Annotated in this window: 18 protein-coding genes; 12 read left to right on the top strand and 6 right to left on the bottom strand. The window is 44.7% G+C overall.

From position 1 onward, the window contains the following. The first annotated feature begins 122 nt into the window (after positions 1–122). The 6 genes from sucA (at position 123) to MMG82_RS11450 (ending at position 7,674) form a co-directional block, all read left to right on the top strand. Positions 123–2,942, top strand: a complete 2,820-nt coding sequence (gene sucA, locus MMG82_RS11475; RefSeq protein ID WP_037417459.1) for a 2-oxoglutarate dehydrogenase E1 component — start codon at positions 123–125, stop codon at positions 2,940–2,942. 47 nt (positions 2,943–2,989) lie between these two features. Further along, positions 2,990–4,180, top strand: coding sequence for a 2-oxoglutarate dehydrogenase complex dihydrolipoyllysine-residue succinyltransferase (gene odhB, locus MMG82_RS11470; protein ID WP_099457926.1), 1,191 nt, complete (start codon positions 2,990–2,992; stop codon positions 4,178–4,180). Positions 4,181–4,298: 118 nt separating this feature from the next. Then, a complete protein-coding gene (gene sucC, locus MMG82_RS11465) occupies positions 4,299–5,465 on the top strand; it encodes an ADP-forming succinate--CoA ligase subunit beta (protein WP_172590865.1) in 1,167 nt (388 codons plus the stop codon). Then, positions 5,465–6,337 (top strand): succinate--CoA ligase subunit alpha, encoded by an 873-nt coding sequence (gene sucD, locus MMG82_RS11460; RefSeq protein WP_037417452.1) that lies wholly within the window; start codon positions 5,465–5,467, stop codon positions 6,335–6,337. Before sucC ends, sucD begins: the two co-directional genes overlap by 1 nt. Positions 6,338–6,715: 378 nt before the next feature. Next, positions 6,716–7,123: a nucleoside diphosphate kinase regulator gene (gene rnk, locus MMG82_RS11455; RefSeq protein WP_037417450.1), complete on the top strand. Its 408-nt coding sequence runs from the start codon at positions 6,716–6,718 to the stop codon at positions 7,121–7,123. A 53-nt stretch (positions 7,124–7,176) separates the two neighbouring features. Then, positions 7,177–7,674, top strand: a complete 498-nt coding sequence (locus MMG82_RS11450; RefSeq protein ID WP_037417581.1) for a GNAT family N-acetyltransferase — start codon at positions 7,177–7,179, stop codon at positions 7,672–7,674. A 99-nt stretch (positions 7,675–7,773) separates the two neighbouring features. Here MMG82_RS11450 and fur read toward each other — a convergent pair whose 3' ends face one another. Then, the gene (gene fur, locus MMG82_RS11445) at positions 7,774–8,205 is read right to left on the bottom strand and encodes a ferric iron uptake transcriptional regulator (RefSeq protein WP_037417447.1); all 432 of its coding nucleotides are present in this window, start codon (positions 8,203–8,205) and stop codon (positions 7,774–7,776) included. Between the two features lie 256 nt (positions 8,206–8,461). On the opposite strand from fur, the gene cobB reads away from it, so the two are divergent. The 4 genes from cobB (at position 8,462) to corA (ending at position 11,257) form a co-directional block, all read left to right on the top strand. After that, the gene (gene cobB / locus MMG82_RS11440) at positions 8,462–9,208 is read left to right on the top strand and encodes a Sir2 family NAD+-dependent deacetylase (RefSeq protein ID WP_037417445.1); all 747 of its coding nucleotides are present in this window, start codon (positions 8,462–8,464) and stop codon (positions 9,206–9,208) included. An 11-nt stretch (positions 9,209–9,219) separates the two neighbouring features. Beyond that, positions 9,220–9,669 (top strand): ATP-binding protein, encoded by a 450-nt coding sequence (locus tag MMG82_RS11435; RefSeq protein WP_047540380.1) that lies wholly within the window; start codon positions 9,220–9,222, stop codon positions 9,667–9,669. 151 nt (positions 9,670–9,820) lie between these two features. Beyond that, on the top strand, positions 9,821–10,183 hold the full coding sequence (locus MMG82_RS11430; protein ID WP_047536602.1) for a hypothetical protein: 363 nt from the start codon (positions 9,821–9,823) through the stop codon (positions 10,181–10,183). 126 nt (positions 10,184–10,309) lie between these two features. After that, positions 10,310–11,257, top strand: a complete 948-nt coding sequence (gene corA / locus MMG82_RS11425; RefSeq protein ID WP_047536600.1) for a magnesium/cobalt transporter CorA — start codon at positions 10,310–10,312, stop codon at positions 11,255–11,257. A gap of 68 nt (positions 11,258–11,325) precedes the next feature. Here the strand turns inward: corA and MMG82_RS11420 are convergent, their stop codons facing one another. Further along, a complete protein-coding gene (locus tag MMG82_RS11420) occupies positions 11,326–12,588 on the bottom strand; it encodes a DUF3391 domain-containing protein (RefSeq protein ID WP_047536598.1) in 1,263 nt (420 codons plus the stop codon). A 116-nt stretch (positions 12,589–12,704) separates the two neighbouring features. On the opposite strand from MMG82_RS11420, the gene MMG82_RS11415 reads away from it, so the two are divergent. Next, a complete protein-coding gene (locus MMG82_RS11415) occupies positions 12,705–13,400 on the top strand; it encodes a 2OG-Fe(II) oxygenase (protein WP_037417437.1) in 696 nt (231 codons plus the stop codon). 5 nt (positions 13,401–13,405) lie between these two features. Here the strand turns inward: MMG82_RS11415 and MMG82_RS11410 are convergent, their stop codons facing one another. The 4 genes from MMG82_RS11410 to MMG82_RS11395 all read right to left on the bottom strand — a co-directional run bounded on the left by MMG82_RS11410 (position 13,406) and on the right by MMG82_RS11395 (position 17,405). Then, a complete protein-coding gene (locus tag MMG82_RS11410; protein WP_047536596.1) occupies positions 13,406–14,755 on the bottom strand; it encodes a sensor histidine kinase in 1,350 nt (449 codons plus the stop codon). Beyond that, positions 14,746–15,420 carry a response regulator gene (locus MMG82_RS11405; protein ID WP_011072043.1) on the bottom strand — a complete coding sequence of 225 codons (675 nt, stop codon included), beginning with the start codon at positions 15,418–15,420 and terminating at the stop codon, positions 14,746–14,748. Before MMG82_RS11405 ends, MMG82_RS11410 begins: the two co-directional genes overlap by 10 nt. Before the next feature lie 186 nt (positions 15,421–15,606). Further along, on the bottom strand, positions 15,607–15,933 hold the full coding sequence (locus tag MMG82_RS11400) for a hypothetical protein (protein WP_037417429.1): 327 nt from the start codon (positions 15,931–15,933) through the stop codon (positions 15,607–15,609). A gap of 158 nt (positions 15,934–16,091) precedes the next feature. Beyond that, positions 16,092–17,405: a dicarboxylate/amino acid:cation symporter gene (locus MMG82_RS11395; RefSeq protein ID WP_037417427.1), complete on the bottom strand. Its 1,314-nt coding sequence runs from the start codon at positions 17,403–17,405 to the stop codon at positions 16,092–16,094. 220 nt (positions 17,406–17,625) lie between these two features. On the opposite strand from MMG82_RS11395, the gene MMG82_RS11390 reads away from it, so the two are divergent. Next, the gene (locus MMG82_RS11390; RefSeq protein ID WP_047536594.1) at positions 17,626–20,067 is read left to right on the top strand and encodes a hypothetical protein; all 2,442 of its coding nucleotides are present in this window, start codon (positions 17,626–17,628) and stop codon (positions 20,065–20,067) included. Positions 20,068–20,131: the final 64 nt, after the last annotated feature.

The raw sequence follows: 20,131 nt of genomic DNA, 5'->3' as shown, positions 1-20,131 counted from the left end.
ACAACGCGCCGTGAAATCTGGATATTCTAGGGGCGGCAGAAATTATGTATCAAAGGTCCTGACCTGAGATCACATAAAAAAACTATGGCTAAGCACGTGTATAAAGTTTGAAAGGAATAGAAATGCACCAAGGCATCATGAAAGCCTGGCTCGAATCATCTCACTTAAGTGGTGCAAATTCGACCTACGTAGAAGAGATGTATGAAGCCTATCAAGAAGACCCTCAGTCAGTTTCTGACGATTGGCGTGCGGTTTTTGATAATCTCCCTCCGGTGAACGGTGCCTCTAAAGACGCGCCAGAAGCGGCCCACTCAAAAGTACGTGATTATTTTCGCAGTTTAGCGATGGAAGGACGTCATAAGAGCGCAGCTCGTGTGACCGATCCTGAGTTGGATGCTAAGCAAGTTAAAGTGCTACAGCTAATCAACGCCCACCGTTTCCGTGGTCACCAAGGTGCTAACCTTGACCCGTTAGGTTTGTGGAAACGTGAACCTGTTGCCGATTTAGATCCCGCATTCCACGGTCTAACTAAAGAAGACATGGAGCGTGAGTTCAACACTGGCTCATTCGCCCATGGCGGCGAAACCATGAAGTTGGCTGATTTAGTCAAAGCGCTAAAAGCCACTTACTGTGGTTCTATCGGCGCCGAATACATGCATATTACCGACACCGATGAAAAGCGTTGGATCCAACAACGTCTCGAACCATCCTTAGGTAAAGCTAACTACGATAAAAACGTTAAGACCCGCATTCTTGAAGGCCTAAATGCTGCTGAAGGCATTGAAAAATACTTAGGTGCTAAATTCCCTGGTGCGAAACGTTTCTCGTTAGAAGGCGGTGATGCACTAGTACCTATGATGCGCGAAATTATTTATCGTGCAGGTGAAGCGGGCACTAAAGAAATCGTCGTCGGTATGGCTCACCGTGGTCGTTTGAACGTCCTTGTGAACGTATTAGGTAAGCGTCCTGCTGAACTGTTTGATGAGTTTGCGGGTAAGCATGCTGATACTCATGGTTCTGGTGACGTGAAATACCACCAAGGTTTTTCATCTGACTTTGAAACACCGGGTGGCAATGTGCATTTAGCGCTTGCCTTTAACCCGTCTCACCTTGAAATCGTTAACCCTGTGGTTATGGGGTCTGTACGTGCTCGTCAAGACCGCCGCGGTTGTAAAGATGGTTTACAGGTGATGCCAATCACTATCCACGGTGACTCTGCCATTACTGGTCAAGGTATCGTACAAGAGACATTCAACATGTCTCAGACCCGTGGCTTTAAAGTGGGTGGTAGTATCCGCATCGTTGTTAACAATCAAGTGGGCTTTACCACTTCAAATCACCACGATGTGCGTTCAACTGAATACTGTACTGACATCGCTAAGATGGTACAGGCGCCGATTTTCCACGTAAATTCAGACGATCCAGAAGCGGTTGCCTTTGTTGCGCAGTTGGCCGTTGATTACCGTAACGAATTTAAACGTGATGTGGTGATTGATTTAGTGTGTTACCGCCGTCATGGCCACAACGAAGCTGATGAGCCAAGTGCAACTCAGCCACTGATGTATGCCAAGATCAAGAAACACCCAACGCCACGTAAGATTTACGCTGACAAACTGATCGCAGAAAACACCATTGCTGCCGATGATGTGACTAGCATGATCAACACTTATCGTGATGCCTTAGATCAAGGTGATTGCGTAGTGAAAGAATGGCGTCCAATGACACTGCACACCGTGGATTGGACTCCTTACATTGGTCGCGAATGGGATGAAGCCTATGACGCTTCACTGCCTATCGAACGTTTGCAGAAACTAGCCGATAAATTGAGCTACGTGCCTGAAAGCCATTCACTGCAATCCCGTGTTGCTAAGATTTATAGTGACCGCGTCGCGATGGCAAAAGGTGAGAAGTTACTCGACTGGGGTTTTGCTGAAACCTTAGCTTACGCAACGATTCTTGAAGATAAACAACGTGTTCGTATTACTGGTCAAGACTCTGGTCGTGGAACCTTCTTCCACCGTCATGCGGTTCTGCACAACCAAAACGATGCGACTACGTATTTACCATTGCGTAATATTGCCGAAAACCAAGGCCCAATCGACATCACTGACTCAGTATTGTCTGAAGCGTCAGTACTCGCCTTCGAATACGGTTATGCAACCGCAGAACCCGGCGGTCTGGCGATTTGGGAAGCCCAATTCGGTGACTTTGCCAACTGTGCGCAAGTGGTTATCGACCAGTTCTTGTCCTCTGGTGAGCAGAAGTGGGGCCGTTTATGCGGTCTGACCATGCTGTTACCACATGGCTATGAAGGCCAAGGTCCAGAACACTCAAGCGCCCGTTTAGAGCGTTTCTTGCAGCTATGTGCTAACCACAACATGCAAGTGTGTGTGCCATCAACGCCAGCTCAGGTTTACCATATGCTGCGTCGCCAAGTGGTGCGCCCAATGCGTCGTCCACTGGTCGTGATGTCACCTAAATCATTGCTACGTCACCCATTAGCGGTTTCTAGCATGGAAGAATTGGCTAATGGCAGCTTCCAAAACGTGATCGGAGAAATCGATACGTTAGAGGCGAGCAAGGTCGATCGCGTGGTGTTCTGTAGCGGTAAGGTATACTTCGAGCTGCTGGAAAAACGCCGTAAAGAAAATATCAATAACGTCGCAATAATCCGTGTCGAACAGTTATATCCGTTCCCGCATGAAGAAATGGTTGCAGCCTTAGCTGATTACCAACATGTGAAGGATTTTGTATGGTGTCAGGAAGAGCCGCAAAACCAAGGTGCTTGGTACTCTAGCCAACATCACTTCTGGGCTGCTATCCCTGCGGGTGCAAAACTGACCTATGCTGGCCGTGAAGCGTCTGCTGCACCAGCTTGTGGTTACCCAGAGCTGCATGCTCACCAACAAGAATCTTTAGTGAACAGTGCGTTAAAGCTCTAATTGATAAGACTGTAGTCATAGACATTTTATAAAAAGGATCGTTTTTCATGAGTATCGAAATCAAGGTACCCGTACTGCCAGAATCTGTTGCCGACGCAACTATCGCCACTTGGCACGTAAAAGTGGGTGAACAAGTTTCTCGTGATCAAAATCTGGTTGATATTGAAACTGACAAAGTGGTGCTAGAAGTGGTTGCACCAGAAGATGGTCATATTGGTGAATTTCTATTCCACGAAGGCGACACCGTTCTGGGCGAGCAAGTGATTGCTAAGTTCATTGCTGGTGCGGTTTCTGGACAAGAAGTGACTAAAGCGCAAGCTGAAGCTGCTGCACCTGCTGCTGCGACAGAAGAGTCTAACGATGCGTTAAGCCCATCAGTACGCCGTTTACTGGCTGAACACAATGTTGATGCTAGCAAAGTGAAGGGCACTGGTGTGGGTGGACGTATCACTAAAGAAGACGTTGAAGCCTTTATCAAGTCTGCACCTAAAGCGGCTGTAGCACCTGCGGCTCCTGCGGTACAACCTTTAGCGGCGGGTCGCAGCGAGAAACGTGTACCAATGACACGTTTACGTAAGACTATCGCTAACCGTTTATTAGAAGCGAAAAACTCTACCGCGATGCTCACGACCTTCAACGAAGTGAACATGAAGCCCATCATGGATATCCGTAAGCAATACCAAGATATCTTTGAAAAGCGCCACGGAATCCGTTTAGGTTTCATGTCTTTCTACGTGAAAGCGGTGACTGAAGCCCTGAAACGCTTCCCTGAAGTGAACGCGTCAATCGACGGTGACGACATCGTTTACCACAACTACTTCGATGTGAGCATCGCAGTATCTACACCACGTGGTCTGGTTACGCCAGTGCTGCGTGATACCGATACCATGAGCCTGGCTGATATCGAAAAAGCAGTACGCGATCTGGCGATCAAAGGCCGTGATGGCAAGCTGACTGTGGCTGATATGACAGGCGGTAACTTCACTGTGACTAACGGTGGTGTATTCGGCTCGTTAATGTCTACCCCAATTTTAAACCTGCCACAAAGCGCGATTTTAGGCATGCACGCCATTAAAGACCGCCCAATGGCAGTGAATGGTCAGGTTGAAATCCTGCCCATGATGTACCTAGCTCTCTCATATGACCATCGTATTGTCGATGGCCGTGAGTCAGTTGGCTTCTTAGTCGCCATTAAAGACTTCTTGGAAGACCCAACTCGTCTGCTGCTTGATCTGTAATCCAACTCTATAAACGATTCAGTTTAAAGAGTTTATTAAAGACAAAAGTAAGACATACCCTCGTGACTGGTCCAAACGGGCCAGTTGGATTTGATTAGAAGTATACGGATAGATCATCATGAATTTGCATGAGTATCAGGCAAAATCCTTATTTGCCGAATATGGTTTACCAGTGTCAGAAGGTTTTGCTTGTGATACAGCCCAAGAAGCTGTAGAAGCAGCTGGCCGTATTGGCGGAAATTTATGGGTTGTTAAGTGTCAAGTACACGCAGGCGGCCGCGGTAAAGCGGGTGGCGTTAAAGTCACTGGCGATAAAGAAGAAATCAGAGCCTTTGCCGAACACTGGTTAGGCAAAAATCTGGTGACTTATCAAACAGATGAGAAAGGTCAGCCAGTTGCTAAAATTTTAGTAGAAAGCTGCACCGACATCGCTAACGAACTGTACTTAGGTGCAGTAGTTGACCGTAGCACCCGTCGTGTGGTGTTTATGGCATCAACTGAAGGCGGTGTTGAGATTGAGAAAGTGGCCGAAGAAACGCCAGAACTCATTCACAAAGCGATCATCGATCCCCTGACGGGTCCTCAGCCATACCAAGCGCGTGATCTTGGCTTCAAACTGGGCTTAAGCCCAACTCAAATGAAGCAATTCACCAAGATTTTCATGGGTCTGGCAACGATGTTCGTTGATCACGATTTCGCACTGCTGGAAATTAACCCACTGGTTATCACCACTGAAGGTAACCTGCACTGCTTAGACGGCAAAATTGGTATTGATGGCAACGCACTGTTCCGTCAACCAAAAATCAAAGCAATGCACGATCCATCACAGGATGACGCCCGTGAAGCTCACGCTGCAATGTTCGAACTGAACTATGTTGCGCTGGACGGAAACGTAGGTTGTATGGTGAACGGTGCTGGTCTGGCGATGGGTACGATGGACATCGTTAACCTGCACGGCGGCAAGCCAGCTAACTTCCTCGACGTAGGTGGTGGCGCGACGAAAGAACGTGTTGCTGAAGCATTCAAGATCATTCTGTCTGACAGCAATGTTAAAGCCGTTCTGGTTAACATCTTCGGTGGTATCGTACGTTGTGACATGATCGCAGAAGGTATCATTGGCGCGGTTAAAGAAGTTGGCGTTAAAGTTCCAGTTGTCGTGCGTTTAGAAGGTACTAACGCTGAATTAGGCCGTGAAGTATTAGCTAAATCAGGTCTTGATATCATTGCAGCTAACAGTCTGACTGATGCGGCTGAGCAAGTAGTTAAAGCTGCGGAGGGCAAATAATGTCTGTATTAATTAACAAAGATACCAAGGTAATTTGCCAAGGCTTTACCGGTGGTCAAGGTACTTTCCACTCTCAACAAGCTATCGATTACGGTACGCAAATGGTCGGTGGTGTATCTCCAGGTAAAGGCGGCAGCGAGCACTTAGGTCTGCCAGTGTTCAACACTGTGAAAGACGCTGTGGCTGCGACTGGTGCAACGGCTTCTGTTATCTACGTTCCAGCGCCTTTCTGTAAAGACGCTATCCTCGAAGCTATCGACGGTGGTATTGAGCTTATCGTTTGTATCACTGAAGGTATCCCAACACTGGATATGCTGGAAGTGAAAGTGAAGCTAGAAGAAACTGGCGTTCGCATGATCGGTCCAAACTGCCCAGGTGTTATCACCCCAGGTGAATGTAAGATTGGTATTATGCCAGGTCACATCCACTTAAAAGGTAAAGTGGGTATCGTTTCTCGTTCTGGTACGCTGACCTATGAAGCGGTTAAGCAAACCACTGACGAAGGTTTCGGCCAATCTACTTGCGTAGGTATTGGTGGTGACCCAATCCCAGGCACTAACTTCATCGACGTATTGGAAATGTTCCAAAACGATCCACAGACTGAAGCCATCGTGATGATCGGTGAAATTGGTGGTACTGCTGAAGAAGAAGCGGCGGCATACATCAAAGCTAACGTGACTAAACCAGTTGTTTCTTACATCGCGGGTGTTACTGCTCCTGCGGGTAAGCGTATGGGTCACGCGGGTGCGATTATCGCTGGCGGTAAAGGTACTGCTGCTGACAAATTTGCTGCATTAGAAGCAGCGGGCGTGACCACTGTCCGCTCGTTAGCGGATATCGGCAAAGCGCTGCGTGCTAAAACCGGTTGGTAATCTAACCGTTAACACACGAAAAGGCGCCTAAGGCGCCTTTTTTATTGTGCATCTGTTAGCCAGTACTCTGGTGGAAGTGTGAGAATGGACAAAGCTAACACCATGCAGGCTAGCATTTTAGTTGGCAAAGGGTTAGATTGGGGTTCTCTACTGGGCGTCATAATCTGATTGACGTGCAAATGTATCCGTAGAGCCACAACCCTAAGCCTTACGCTTATGGCACCATGGCTGTTCAGCTATAAATCTTGTACTTAATTATCACACGATTGCGGCATTAAGCTGCGAGCGTATTTTTTATTGGCTTATCCCATTGGGGGAGGATAAGCCCAGAGCAGATGGCTAACCCTAAGGGGCATCTATTTACATGAGGGAAAGACTGTGAAAACGCCAAAGATTATTATTTCAGAAATCGATTTAGAAAGACTCGAGCGTCTGCTGGAGTCATTACCTGCGAATGCATTTCCGGGACGTGCAGCATTGGAGGCGGAACTCGACCGAGCAGACATTGTGCCCGCAGCGCAGATGCCCGCTAATGTGGTGACGATGAATTCTGAAGTGAAATTTAGTGTGTCATCCAGTAACGACACTTTTTGTTTGCGTTTAGTTTATCCTAAGGATGCGACGGGTGAGGGCACGATTTCCATCCTCGCTCCCGTAGGCAGCGCCTTATTGGGCTTATCACAAGGTGATGAAATCGAGTGGCCAGGCCCAGGGGGCTCAATGGTAAAAGTCCGTATTGAAGAAATTGTTTATCAGCCAGAGCGTAGCGGTGATTTTCATCGTTAGTTGCTAAGCTGGACATGAGTGAGTATATAGAGGGCAATATGAAGGAAGCCAATATGATTATACAGACAGAGCGTTTAATTCTTAGACCCTTTACCGAGCAGGATATCGATGCCCTCTATTTGATGAACAGTAACTCTGCGATGTTGAAATACATTCCAACCGAGCCTTTTACTGAGCGTGAGCAAGCTCGTGAACTGTTCCACAATGTGATCCTTCAGGATTATCAACAACGGGGATTTGGCCGCTGGGCTGTTGAGCATAAGGCTGATAGCAAGGTGATTGGTTTTTGTGGGCCAAAATTTATTCCTGAGTTTAACGAAGTCGAAATTGGCTATCGTTATTTTCCTGAATATTGGGGCAAAGGCATCGGTACCGAAGCTGCTCAAGCAGCAATCAGCGTGTTCCCGCAGTTTGGCATTACGCAAATCATCGCTTTGATCTTAGAGGGGAATTTAGGTTCTGAAGCAGTGGCTAAACGCATAGGAATGCATTGGCGTGAACCTAGCGAGTTTATGGGGTATAAAGTCAACGTCTACGCCAAAACTTTATAACTAACCATTTGTATTTTAATAAAAAAACCAGCCGATGGCTGGTTTTTTTATGATATAGCTTACAGCTAAGACACTATTGAAATATGCCTTCGAGCGAACTTATTCGTCGTTATGATCACAGGTGTCATTTGTGCAATGGCCGTACAAATATAAACTGTGGTTTGTCAGCTTAATATTATGTTTACTGGCCAATTCTTCTTGACGACGTTCGATCACTTCATCTGAAAATTCAATTACTTTACCGCAAGACAGGCAAACTAAGTGATCGTGGTGATGCTGAGTCGATAACTCGAACACGGCTTTACCACTTTCAAAGTGGTGACGACTGACTATGCCGGCATCATCAAACTGGTTTAATACACGGTAAACTGTCGCTAGACCAATTTCTTCGCCTAAATCGAGCAGTTTCTTATATAAGTCTTCTGCACTGATATGTTGGTTTTCAGGTCCTTGCATCAGTTCTAGGATCTTGACTCGTGGCAGGGTGATTTTCAAACCGGCTTTTTTTAGCGCTTGATTTCCATCTGTCATTGCTAATCTCTTGATTGCAGAACCAATAGGTTCATCCGTGGATAGTGATTGCCATTATAGAGGCTCAAATTAAAAACTTAAACCTTTGTTCTAGCTTTATGGGGCTATATGCAGATAAATTGTGTTACTGAGCGTGAAATCGCAATAAATTACGGCAATTCAAGCATAGTTTTTGTAAGGTTATACCAAGGAATAATGTTCAGGATGCGAAAAATTCGGGACAATAAATAGAATAATTACAATAAAAGGAAACAGTATGTACAAACATATTGTGGTATTAACTGGCGCGGGTATTTCTGCCGAGTCGGGATTACGAACTTTTCGCGATCAAGATGGATTGTGGGAGGAGCATCATATTGAAGATGTAGCCACCCCCGAAGGTTATGCCCGAGATGCCGAGCTTGTTGAACGTTTCTATAACAGCCGTTGGGAGCAGTTACACAGTGGTACTGTGATGCCTAATGCGGCTCATGAAGCGTTAGCCAAGTTAGAGGCTGAGTTTTCTGGACAGTTATTGGTTGTCACCCAAAATATTGATAATTTACATGAGCGGGCTGGATCGCGTCGCTTACTGCATATGCATGGGGAATTATCTAAAGGCCGCTGTCCTCGCTCCCGTCAGACCTTTTTATTAAGAGAACCCTTTGGGGTAAACAACTGTTGTACGTGTTGTATTCCTGCACAAAGGTTACGTCCCCATGTGGTGTGGTTTGGCGAAATGCCGTTAGGCATGGATAGAATTCACGATGCGCTCGATAATTGTGATTTATTTATCGCCATTGGTACCTCGGGCACGGTATATCCCGCAGCGGGTTTTGTTGACACGGCCAATCATCATGGGGCGCAAACTGTCGAGGTTAATTTACAATCGCCCGATAGACACAGCCAGTTTCAATATCATTTAACCGGTAAGGCAGGGGAGTTGGTGCCTAAATTAGTCGATACTATACTCGCAGGCAAAGTGATTGGCTCCGATTTAGCCGAGTCTGATTTAAAAGAATGAGCAACGAGCCCATGGCGCAAAAACTGGCGATTATCATGCGTGGCTTGCCGGGCTGCGGTAAATCCTATTGGGTTGAGCAGTTTGTCGCTAATCTGCCGTTAGAATATGCGCTGCGCGTCCGTCAAGGCGGCATTTTCTCGACCGACAGTTTTTTCTACGAGGGAGAGGTGTATCGATTCGATGCGAAAAAACTTTCCGAATACCATCAACGTAATTTAACTGCATTTATTCAAGCACTCAGCAATGCCCAACCTGTGGTGATTTGTGATAATACTAATCTCTGCCGCTGGGAGTACATGGCTTACGAGGCCGCAGCCAAAGCCCTTGGCTATCAAGTGCGAATTATACTTGTTGGTAATCCATCAGATCCTGTTCATCAAAAACTGTGTGCTGAACGTAATCGTCACGGTGTGCCGTTAACTCAAATTCGTAGAATGGCAAAACAATTTGAGGATTGTTAACTTTCCTTTGTTTGTCATCTTTTGGTGTTATCTTCGATTCAAAATTAATGTCCAAGCCCCTGAGTAAGAGTTTCATAAGCTTGATCTTAATGACAGTTTCCCTTTTATTTGTCGATTATACTACGGCGAGTTAGTTCCTCTGGAGTGTACCTTGTTAACAAAACTGCTGCTCACCCTCGCCGTCATCATTATGGCGATTTTGCTGCTTGCTAAACGTAAGCCTGGTGTGGTTCAAGCGTCATTACAAAATACACCTGTGTTGCCGAGCCTATTGCGGCGCTACGCTATCAGTGGGGTATTTTTACTGCTGGGGCTTTGTATTTTAAGCTACAGTGTGTGGTATTGGCACGATCAGCTTAAAGTGGTGACCGTGACAATTGTATCCCCATCAGGTGACAGTTTCGGTGTTTATCATGCCCGTAAAGGCGATATCTCAGAAGCAAAGATGGTCACGGTTGAGGGGGTACATATTCGTTTTTCAAATGCTGAGCGACTAGAGATCCTCGAAGACTAAGGCATATTTATTTTACGAATTTATCTCTCCCGCCTTTTCATTGCGAAGTTATGCGTTAAACTAGCGACAATTTTTTAGCCTGCACTTAAGTGGACTTTTTAGCTTAAGTTTTTTTCAGGAGGACACATGATTACTGCCTACGTCTATAAAAACCGTCAGTTGACGGTGACAGAGATTAACACTAAGGACAGTATTCCGGCGTCGACCATATGGTTGGATCTTTATAAACCTGATGATGCAGAGCGAGAGTGGTTAAGTCATTTTTCAGTTGAAGAAGTGCCAGACGAAGAAGATATCAACGAGATTGAGGCGTCGGCACGTTTTTATCAAAACAGCGACGGGCTGCATATCAATTCCTTATTCCCACAACGGGTGGGGCAAGATGTGCGTGGGGTGAACGTTTCCTTTAACCTGCGTACTAATTTTTTACTGACTATCCGCGAAGAGGATGTCGGACTTATCCGCCTATTACGAAACTATCTGCGGTTAGGTCGGCTAGAAGTATCAACCCCTCAGGAATTGTTTCTCGAACTATTTAATTTAAAAGTGGATTATCTCTCTGACTTGATCGAAGACGTGTATACCGTGCTTGAAAATGTCGGTGAGCAGGTTTTTGACAGTGAAGAGCTTGATGATGTGTTTAAGCTGATCACATTGCAAGAAGACTCCAACGGTAAGATTCGCTTAAGTTTGCTCGATACCCAGCGCTCACTACGTTATATGCAGCGATATTACCGCGGGCAATTATCCGATGAACACTTAAAAGACTTACGTGAAATGCTCTCGGACATTGAGTCTTTAATGCCACACAGCCAGTTTATCTTCGACAAGTTAAACTTCTTGCTGGATGCTGCGATGGGTTTTAGTGGATTACAGCAGAATAAGATCATCAAAATTTTCTCGGTCGCTGCCGTTGTCTTTCTGCCTCCGACACTTATCGCGAGTAGCTACGGAATGAACTTTAATGGTATGCCAGAGCTAGAATGGCAATATGGTTATCCGATGGCGATTCTAATGATGCTTGCGAGTGCTGCGGGGACTTACTTTTTCTTTAAGCGTAAGCATTGGCTGTAATTGGCCAATTTGATTTAATCGCAAAGTATTCGCAAAAAGCCGGAGTTTCTCCGGCTTTTTTATGGGGATTATTTGCGGCTATCGCCACCAAAGTAATAACTGACGCGTTCTCGAGGGTTGAGATATTCGTGAACTTTTTCAGGTAGTGCCGCGGGAGGAAGGCAGCGGACGATACTGATCCCTTCGATTTCAAGATCAACGATAGGCGCTTGATCTTTTGGCACTAATGCATCGTAAACGAGGATTTTAGGGCAAAGTAGCTTTTGCAGATTGACCGACATCACCATCGCATATTGGCCGCTTGACAATTCCACCACACTTCCCGGGGGATAAACGCCAAGCATCTTGATCATTTTGCCAATATATTCCTGATTTAATTTCGTTTTATATTGTTTATACAAGTGTCCCAACGCGGCGTATGGCATACGAGCTTTACCCTGATTACCTGGATAACACAGGGAGTCATATTCATTCACCACTGCTAATAGCTGGGACATCTTATCAAGATCCGTTTCTTGCAATCCCTTGGGGTAACCTGTGCCATCAAGAAACTCATGGTGATTGGTGATAGCAGGGAAGGCAGCCTCAGGGAAATTCTCAGCCAGTTTGAGTAAATCAATCCCAAGAAGGGGATGTTGTCTAATAAAATTAAGCTCAGGCGCAGACCAAGGTGTGGTCTTTTTCAAAATCTGCGGTGGCACTTTGAGTTTACCCACATCATGAAATAGCGCACTTAAACCGATTAATTCAATTTCACTTCGGTCCCATTCCATCTCTTTGGCAATCAGCATGGCCAGTATGGCAACGTTTAATGAATGGTAGTAAATACTCTCATCCTGTTTGGCGTCACTCATTAAGTGCAGTACTAGATTATCGGAAGTTAACAGCTGTTCCACCATACTGTGGACTAACACCTTAGCATCATCAACGGCATTCAATGGTCGATTGCGTAGTTTAGAAATCATACTGCGCATCATGGCCACTGAACGGGTGAAGTTTTGTTCCGTTTTATGAATATCTCGGCGTAGTTTTTTCTGGACTTCGATTTGCTCAGCCTTATAGACATCCATATCATTTTTAAGATCGTGCAGTTCTGGACTCGGTGGCAGCTTGATAGGGTTAATGGCCTCAGGATTTAGCGGTGCGGTTTCACTGCGCTCTAAATCGACAATTACGTGTTCAATACCGAGATTTTTAATTAATTCAATTTGCGCAGCCTGTTTTATGTGAAAGCTACTGAATAAAAAAGGATGATCTTTCCAAGCAACGGGTAACCGCACAAAATTACCCACTTGTAATTGATGAATTGATACTTTACAGCTTTTTTTCATATTTTTGTTATCGTGAAGCCAATGGCGTTATTTTATATCAATGGTGCAGCTTTACAATTACTTAACTAACATGTCAGCATAGTAAGATTGGAAAATAACCGAAGCATTGAGCCTATATGGATTTTATCGAAGTATACCCTAATGCGATACCTGAAGACCTATGTGATCGTCTCATTCTTGCGTTCGAAAACCACTCAGGTGTGGTTGATGGGCAAACCGGTAACGGGGTAGATCTTGAAAAAAAGATCAGTCGAGATCTTACACTAGATAATTTCATAGATTTACAGCCACTTAAGAATGAGTTGTTATCTTATACCCTTAAGGGGACCGCTGATTATTTTACTCAATATTCGATGGCGTTGATGGGGGCGGTGGCGGTTTCTGTTAGTGATGAACAAGGTCAAGCTGTGACTCTAACGCCAACGAATTTTGAGCGTCTTGGTAAGCCGAGAGCCGAAGCATTGGTCAAATATTTATACCGCAGTGGTAGTATTAATATTCAGAAATATCAAAAGAATAAAGGTGGATATCCCCACTGGCATTCCGAGCAATTTCCTCAGCTTAACCACAACGAGGCCTTACACCGTGTGGTGCTTTACATGTTTTATTTAAATGATGTAGAAGAGGGCGGCGAGACCGAGTTTTATTATCAGCAGCGTAAAATTGCACCTAAAAAAGGCACAATGGTGATTGCGCCAGCAGGTTTTACTCATTCTCATCGTGGCAATATGCCTATCAGTAATGATAAGTACATTGCCACCTCTTGGGTGATGTTTAATCGCGCCGAGCAGCTTTATGCTGTTTATGCATAGGATAGTTAAGTTGGGATGGTAATTCTGAATCGCGCGCCTTCAAGATGGCTTTCTTCAATACTTAGACTTCCGCCATAACTACTGACAATTTCATCACATACGGCTAAGCCAATCCCTTGCCCCGGCGATTGGCTGTCAGCTCTCACGCCGCGCTGAATAATTTTTTGCCTAAGTTGTTCTTCTACGCCTGGGCCATCATCTTCGACGATCAATTCAAAATCACCCTGCTCATTAAAATGTGCTGTTACCTGTACTTGGCTAATACATAGCCTGAAGGCGTTTTCCATTAAGTTACCGCAGAGTTCCATTAAATCGCCTTTATTACCGGGAAACAATAAATTAGTCGGGATGTTGGCCTTAAATTTCACCTGTTTGTCACGGTAAATTTTAAATAGCATTTGCGCGAGTTGCTCAACAAGTGGGGCAATAGCGGTGTGTTCCTGCTTTAATCCCTGGCGACCTAACATGGCGCGTTTTAGTTGATATTTAACCAGCTGATCCATTTGGCTGATCTGCTCCATGATTTTTTCATTGGCAGATTGCTTTGTCAGACTTGTATCATCGGTAATGGCGTGAACGGCTGCAAGACGAGTTTTTAAGCTGTGCGCCAGATCGTTCATCGCGTTTTGATAGCGTTGTTGTTGGGCGCTCGATTGCTGTAATAGTTGGTTAAGCGCTTGAGTTACGCCTTCAAGCTCAACGGGGTAACCTTCTGAAAGTGACTTAGTCTTACCTTGGTTTATCGACTGCAACTCGTTTTGCATTCTTACTAGTGGACGCATCCCCCAATATGCCGCACTGACCAGCAGAATCAGTGCGAGAGCGAGCACCATGGCCAGACGGATATAGGTGCGTTTACTGAATTTGCTGTATTCCTGCTCGAGCTTAGCTGCATCTTTCATTACAAGCAGGTTGTAATGTACGCCAGCGATTTCTACCGCGAGCAAATATACAAAGTAACCTCTGTCATCGGCCATGGTGAGGTAATAGGGCGGAGAGTCGTTACGGATTTCGTTGAAACGTTCGCAGGTATCGAAGAGGCCACGGTCAACAGCGAGGGATGAGGTCCATACTTGTTTAAACTTCTCATCACAACTTGCGATTACATACCGCTCTTGCTTGTTGTTTTCCTCTAACCAAGCACTGGTATCAGGAATAAGATCATGTTCTCTAAGCTCGGCGGCAACTTGTGGAATTTCGGCGATAAGCTGGGCGGTTTCTTCGTTATAGCTATTTTGCGCATGCAGAATGTTGACCATCCAAGCGAGGCCAAACCCTACTAAGGTGATGATAGATAACGAGGTGAGAAACATCCGGGTAAGCAGACGTTTCTTGAATTTGAGCCTTAGTTGCATGGCAGATTAAATTTATATCCTTGGCCACGGATTGTGGCTATCGGATTATCAATGCCATCGCGGGTGAGTTTTTTACGTAAGCGACTCACCATCACTTCGATAGTATTAGGATCGCCTTCTTTGTCGCCATAAATGACATCTAATAGCCGCTGTTTTGCGACGACTTCATGACAATGGCGCATTAAATATTCGAGGATAAGGTACTCGAAGGCGGTGACTTCCATAATGTCATTGCCGAGCGTTACTTGTTTAGCGGCAAGATCAAGTTTTAACTCACCACTGGTAATGACCGGTTTGACAAAGCCTGCGCTACGTCTGACTAAGGCGTCAAGTCTTGCGACAAGTTCTTCTTTTTGGAAGGGTTTAACTAAATAATCGTCAGCGCCCGCATTGAGGCCTTCAACTTTATCTTGCCAATTCACCCTCGCTGTGAGGATAAGAATGGGGGCTTTAACGCCTTCTTCACGTAATTGTTGGATAAGACTAATACCATCTTGATCGGGCAAACCTAAATCGACAATGGCAACATCTATGGGGTAATTGGTTGCTTGGAAAAAACCTTCTTTGGCAGTGAGGGCCACTTGAACTTGGTTGCCCAAATCGCTTAACTGTACTTTTAGATGATGGGATAAAATAAGATCATCTTCAACAACCAAAATTCTCATAATACTCATGCCTTAACGTCGACTGGACTCAGTGTACGCAAATTATACGCGGGAGCCAAATATTGTCTTATCTTACCCACAAGGAACTTAACCTCGGCTGACCAAGGTTCGTTAGTGGTGAAAATAAGTACTAATCCATTGTCTTTAAAGTCATTATCTTTAATGTATTGTTAATGGCTATTGCCTTTATTTCGCTTTATTCCAGATGCCGTTGCCGCTCCACACAGCTCCTAAACTAAATAGCATTACGCTGCCCATGATGATCGCCAGCCTTAACCAAGGCTCTCCATGAGCGAGCCGTATCTGTACAGCATCGATTGCAGTGGTTCCCCAAACGGTGATGACACTGATAAACAAAGCGGCTTGAACTATTCGAATCACAAGTGGTTGTTTAATAAGCAGGAAAAAAGGTGCTATAGCAAAAAGGCTTGTGAATACAAGCTGGTCATACCGTAAAAAATGTGCGCTTAACAGCCAAAAGGCGACAATCATCCAACTCACTCTCCACCACATAATCTTCTCCAACGCCAATATTGATGCAGGCTAATATAGCGATATTTAAAGGACTATTCTATTTACTTGTTCACAGAATGGTGATATTGCAGAATAAACAAGCCCAACAAAGTTGGGCTTGGGATGATCAACATAAACGATAAATTATAGGGATATTTTTAATCTATTTTATGGACTTGCTCATCAAAGCTTGGGGCAACTTTGCCAGCTTGAGTATTATTAAAGACGGTTTCATTAAATTCGCCTTCTGATTTGGCGATCACGACTGTGGCCACACAATCACCAGTGACGTTTACTGCGGTACGTACCATATCCAGTAGTCGGTCGACACCAATAATTAACGCAATACCTTCAACGGGGAGGCCAACTTGGTTAAGCACCATCGCGAGCATTATGAGGCCAACACCAGGAACGCCTGCAGTACCAATTGAGGCCAGAGTCGCGGTTACAACCACCGCCGCATAATCGGTAAGGGTTAACTCAATGCCAAATACTTGAGCGATAAATACCGTTGCGACACCTTGCATAATAGCCGTGCCATCCATGTTAATGGTGGCACCTAATGGCAGGGTAAAAGAGGCGATTTTATTATCTACACCAAGTCGGTGTTCTGAAGCTTCTATGGTAATAGGTAAGGTAGCGTTAGAGCTGGCGGTGGAAAAGGCAAATAACTGTACATCGCGCATTTTGCGAATAAAGATCAACGGACTTAAACCTGAAAACACCTTAAGTAAAATGGGATATACAATAAAAGCGTGAATAAGCAATACGACGAGTACGACAAAGAAATACTGAACCACGCTGCTGAAAGTTTCTACGCCGAGAGTTAAGGCAAGTTTACCCATTAGAGCAAAAACACCGTAAGGCGCAAGCTGCATAATCAGGGTAACTACGCGCATAATCACTTCGTTTAAATCTTCAAACAATACAGCAATACGTTTACCACGCTCGCCAATATGAGCGATAGCAAACCCGAAAATCACTGCAAAAATAATGATTTGCAGCATATTGCCTTCGCTCATGGCTTGCATTGGATTGGTCGGCACTATGCTGATTAATACATCAGCGAGACTCGGCGCTTCTTTTGCAACGTAATGCATTTTCTCTGACGCGAGTGAAGCATTACCCGGGTGGACTATCACTGCACTGATAATAGCTAGTACTAAGGCTATAGCGGTTGTGAATAAATAAAAGGCTAATGTTTTGCCGCCTAATCGCCCTAATTTTGAGGGTTCACTTAAGGAACATGTCCCACAGACTAAGGAAATAAATACCAGTGGAACGACTAACATTTTTAAACTTGAGATGAAAATCGTACCGATAACATGTAAAAAGCCGTTGGTAATATAGTCCTTAATAAATGCACTATCCGGAAAGTAATTACGTAGAAATAGTCCAATTGCAATACCCGTAACCATGCCGATTAAAATTTTACTGGTAAGGCCGAGTTTATGTTGTGATGAGGTTGCCATGGGGGTTCCTGTGTGTTTTTTATACGTTCTAATATTGGCGACGACAAGACTAGCAAGAAAATGCAGAAGTTTAAATGAGTTCTAATGTTAAACTAAGTTCAAAATATGCAAAATAAAATAAGAGAGTAATGGAAAAGTTACGTGAAAATTGTGTAATGTTAGCCTATAAGTTATAAGCGTCAATCTTAGTATTATCATTAGAATAACAGGGAGCCTGACAATGAAGTCAGCGTATAAGGTTTTTCTCGCAGGACTATGTTCACTTTTTTTGGTTGCATGTGGAGGCGGAGGCAGTATCTCCGATGATGGCTCCGGCACCCCCCCAACCCCAGGTGTTATCACTGTCACTATGGGTATTTCCAATACCGATATTTCCGCTTTAGCTCCCGCAACAGTAACTGCGAAAGTTGTTGACTCCAAAGCCGGTGCGTTAGTTGGTGAATTGGTGACATTTAGTTTAAGTAGCGCCAATATCGGATCATTTGACCCTTCTACAGCGACAGCATTAACTAATGGCGAAGGTATTGCGACCATTATATTAAATACTGCAACTATCGCAGGTGCTGGTACAGTGACTGCAAAAATTGATACAGGCGAATCTGGCAAAATTGGCTTTGTTATGAAAGGCGATGGTGGTGAGGCTGGCGGTGGTGCGCAAGTTAATCTTGCTCTCACTGACACGAACGGAAACGCAATTCAAACTATTACCTCATTAAATCCTGGAAAACTCACCGCAACAGTGACAGGTATTAATAAACCTACGATTGTGACTTTTGATAATGATATTGGTGATTTACCTATAAAAACTGCAGTAACCAATGCTCAAGGAAAAGCGAGTGTTGATATTTATGCTGGTAATACCTTAGGTGCCGGAACCATTACTGCTTCGCTTGCCAGTGGTGAAAAAGGTACGGCTGTGGTCGTGGTGGGTGCAACTAATGTTGTAATGGGCAGTGGCAATCCATTTGTTGCTGGTAAAGCAAGTGTCAGCGTGACTGACTTAACCGCAGGTGGCACAGCCACAATTTCTGTAGTGATTCAGGATGACCAAGGTAAGCCTTTTACTCAAGCTGTCGATGTAAAATTCTCTTCTTCATGTTCCACTAAATCTTCTCCAGAAGCAGAGATTAGTTCTCCTGTTCCTTCTGTGAATGGAGTTGCTACTACCACTTATTTAGCTAAGGGGTGTTTGGGTCCCGATCCCATTAATGTTACGGCCAATGCTGGTGGTTTAAACCTTTCTGCTACTGCTTCAATCAATGTGTTACCAGCCAATGTTGGCAGTATCGTATTTCTTTCCGCAACACCACAAAACATTGCCATTTTAGGTACGGGTGGTGCAGAGTCTTCTGAAGTTAAGTTCAAGGTGTTGGATACTAACAGTAATCCTGTGAGCAATCAGCTGGTCAACTTTAGTCTTAACACTACAACTGGTGGTATCGAGCTAGATCCCGTAAGTGCAACGACTAACAACCAAGGGATTGTCCAAACTGTCGTTAAAACCGGTACAGTGGCTACTTCTGTTCGTGTTACAGGTGTTGTCGCAGGTTCGTCCCCAGTTATCTCTAGTCAATCTAGTCAATTAATCGTATCTACAGGCATTCCTGACCAAGATAGTTTTTCACTATCTGCATCGACTTTGAATGCTGAAGGTTGGGATGTTGATGGTACTAAAGTAACAGTGACTGCTCGCTTAGCGGATGCATTTAACAACCCTGTACCAGATGGAACTACAGTTTCATTCACTACTGAAGGTGGTGCGATTGAGGATGCTTGTCAAACGGTAAAAGGGACTTGTAGTGTGGTATGGACCAGTCAACTTGCCAGACCTGAAGGCCAAACGTTGATAGACGCTACTGGCGCATTAGTTCGTCCACCTGTTGCTACACTTGCAGCTAATTTAGGCAACGTTTACGGCCAAAAATACGGCGGTAGAGCAACCATAACGGCTACCGCGATTGGCGAGGAATCTTTCCCTGACCTAAATGGTAATGGCCGCTTTGATGCATCCGAATTTAGCGCCTTTTTAACTCAAAAAGATGTGAGCGGTAAACCTTTCGATTTAGATGATGCTTTTAACGACTATAATGAGGACGGTTTTTTCAACCCTCAACAGTCTGGAGGCCAAGCGGGGGGAGAGCTAGAAGAGTTAATCGATTTTAACTCTAACGGTGTTTTTGATCTCAAAGACAGTAAATACAATGGTGTGCTTTGTTCTGTACCTGCTCATGCTGGTTGTGCAGATGGAATATCTGAACCCAAATCACTCTATGTTCGAGGCAGTTTAGTGATAGTGATGTCAGGAAGTACAGCTTATGCAACACCTAGAGCAGATGTACTTATTGACGATAGCTATAGCCTAAGTAAAGACCAGAGTATTGATATTATTGGTAAGGATGCCGCAACGGTTTACTTCACCATCTCTGATTTACACAACCAACAAATGCCTGCTGGCACCATCGTTCGATTTAAAGCAAGTGCAGGTTCAATAGCTAGTGGTGCAGAATATACATGGCCAAGTAGCAATTATAATGCTGGGCGTGAGTTTAGTGTGTCCATCAAGGGTGAGGAAAAACCTAACGCGGGTACCTTCATTGTCGAAGTTGAAACCCCAAGTGGTGTGGCAACTCAAGTTCTGTCTCTGCCGATAAGAATTAATTAGTCATTAAAATTTGTAATTAAAACGGGGAGCTATATGCTCCCCGTTTGTTTTTGATTAGATACTT

The sequence above is a fragment of the Shewanella sp. MM_2022_3 genome (genome assembly GCF_022557375.1).
GTDB classification, from domain to species: Bacteria; Pseudomonadota; Gammaproteobacteria; order Enterobacterales; family Shewanellaceae; genus Shewanella; species Shewanella xiamenensis.
This window is presented reverse-complemented; position numbering and strand designations above follow the sequence as displayed.

Coding starts and splice junctions, on each gene's coding strand:
- sucA (WP_037417459.1), top strand. CDS start 123: ATGCACCAAGGCATCATGAAAGCCTGGCTCGAATCATCTCACTTAAGT.
- odhB (WP_099457926.1), top strand. CDS start 2,990: ATGAGTATCGAAATCAAGGTACCCGTACTGCCAGAATCTGTTGCCGAC.
- sucC (WP_172590865.1), top strand. CDS start 4,299: ATGAATTTGCATGAGTATCAGGCAAAATCCTTATTTGCCGAATATGGT.
- sucD (WP_037417452.1), top strand. CDS start 5,465: ATGTCTGTATTAATTAACAAAGATACCAAGGTAATTTGCCAAGGCTTT.
- MMG82_RS11450 (WP_037417581.1), top strand. CDS start 7,177: ATGATTATACAGACAGAGCGTTTAATTCTTAGACCCTTTACCGAGCAG.
- fur (WP_037417447.1), bottom strand. CDS start 8,205: ATGACAGATGGAAATCAAGCGCTAAAAAAAGCCGGTTTGAAAATCACC.
- cobB (WP_037417445.1), top strand. CDS start 8,462: ATGTACAAACATATTGTGGTATTAACTGGCGCGGGTATTTCTGCCGAG.
- MMG82_RS11435 (WP_047540380.1), top strand. CDS start 9,220: ATGGCGCAAAAACTGGCGATTATCATGCGTGGCTTGCCGGGCTGCGGT.
- corA (WP_047536600.1), top strand. CDS start 10,310: ATGATTACTGCCTACGTCTATAAAAACCGTCAGTTGACGGTGACAGAG.
- MMG82_RS11420 (WP_047536598.1), bottom strand. CDS start 12,588: ATGAAAAAAAGCTGTAAAGTATCAATTCATCAATTACAAGTGGGTAAT.
- MMG82_RS11415 (WP_037417437.1), top strand. CDS start 12,705: ATGGATTTTATCGAAGTATACCCTAATGCGATACCTGAAGACCTATGT.
- MMG82_RS11410 (WP_047536596.1), bottom strand. CDS start 14,755: ATGCAACTAAGGCTCAAATTCAAGAAACGTCTGCTTACCCGGATGTTT.
- MMG82_RS11405 (WP_011072043.1), bottom strand. CDS start 15,420: ATGAGAATTTTGGTTGTTGAAGATGATCTTATTTTATCCCATCATCTA.
- MMG82_RS11400 (WP_037417429.1), bottom strand. CDS start 15,933: ATGTGGTGGAGAGTGAGTTGGATGATTGTCGCCTTTTGGCTGTTAAGC.
- MMG82_RS11395 (WP_037417427.1), bottom strand. CDS start 17,405: ATGGCAACCTCATCACAACATAAACTCGGCCTTACCAGTAAAATTTTA.
- MMG82_RS11390 (WP_047536594.1), top strand. CDS start 17,626: ATGAAGTCAGCGTATAAGGTTTTTCTCGCAGGACTATGTTCACTTTTT.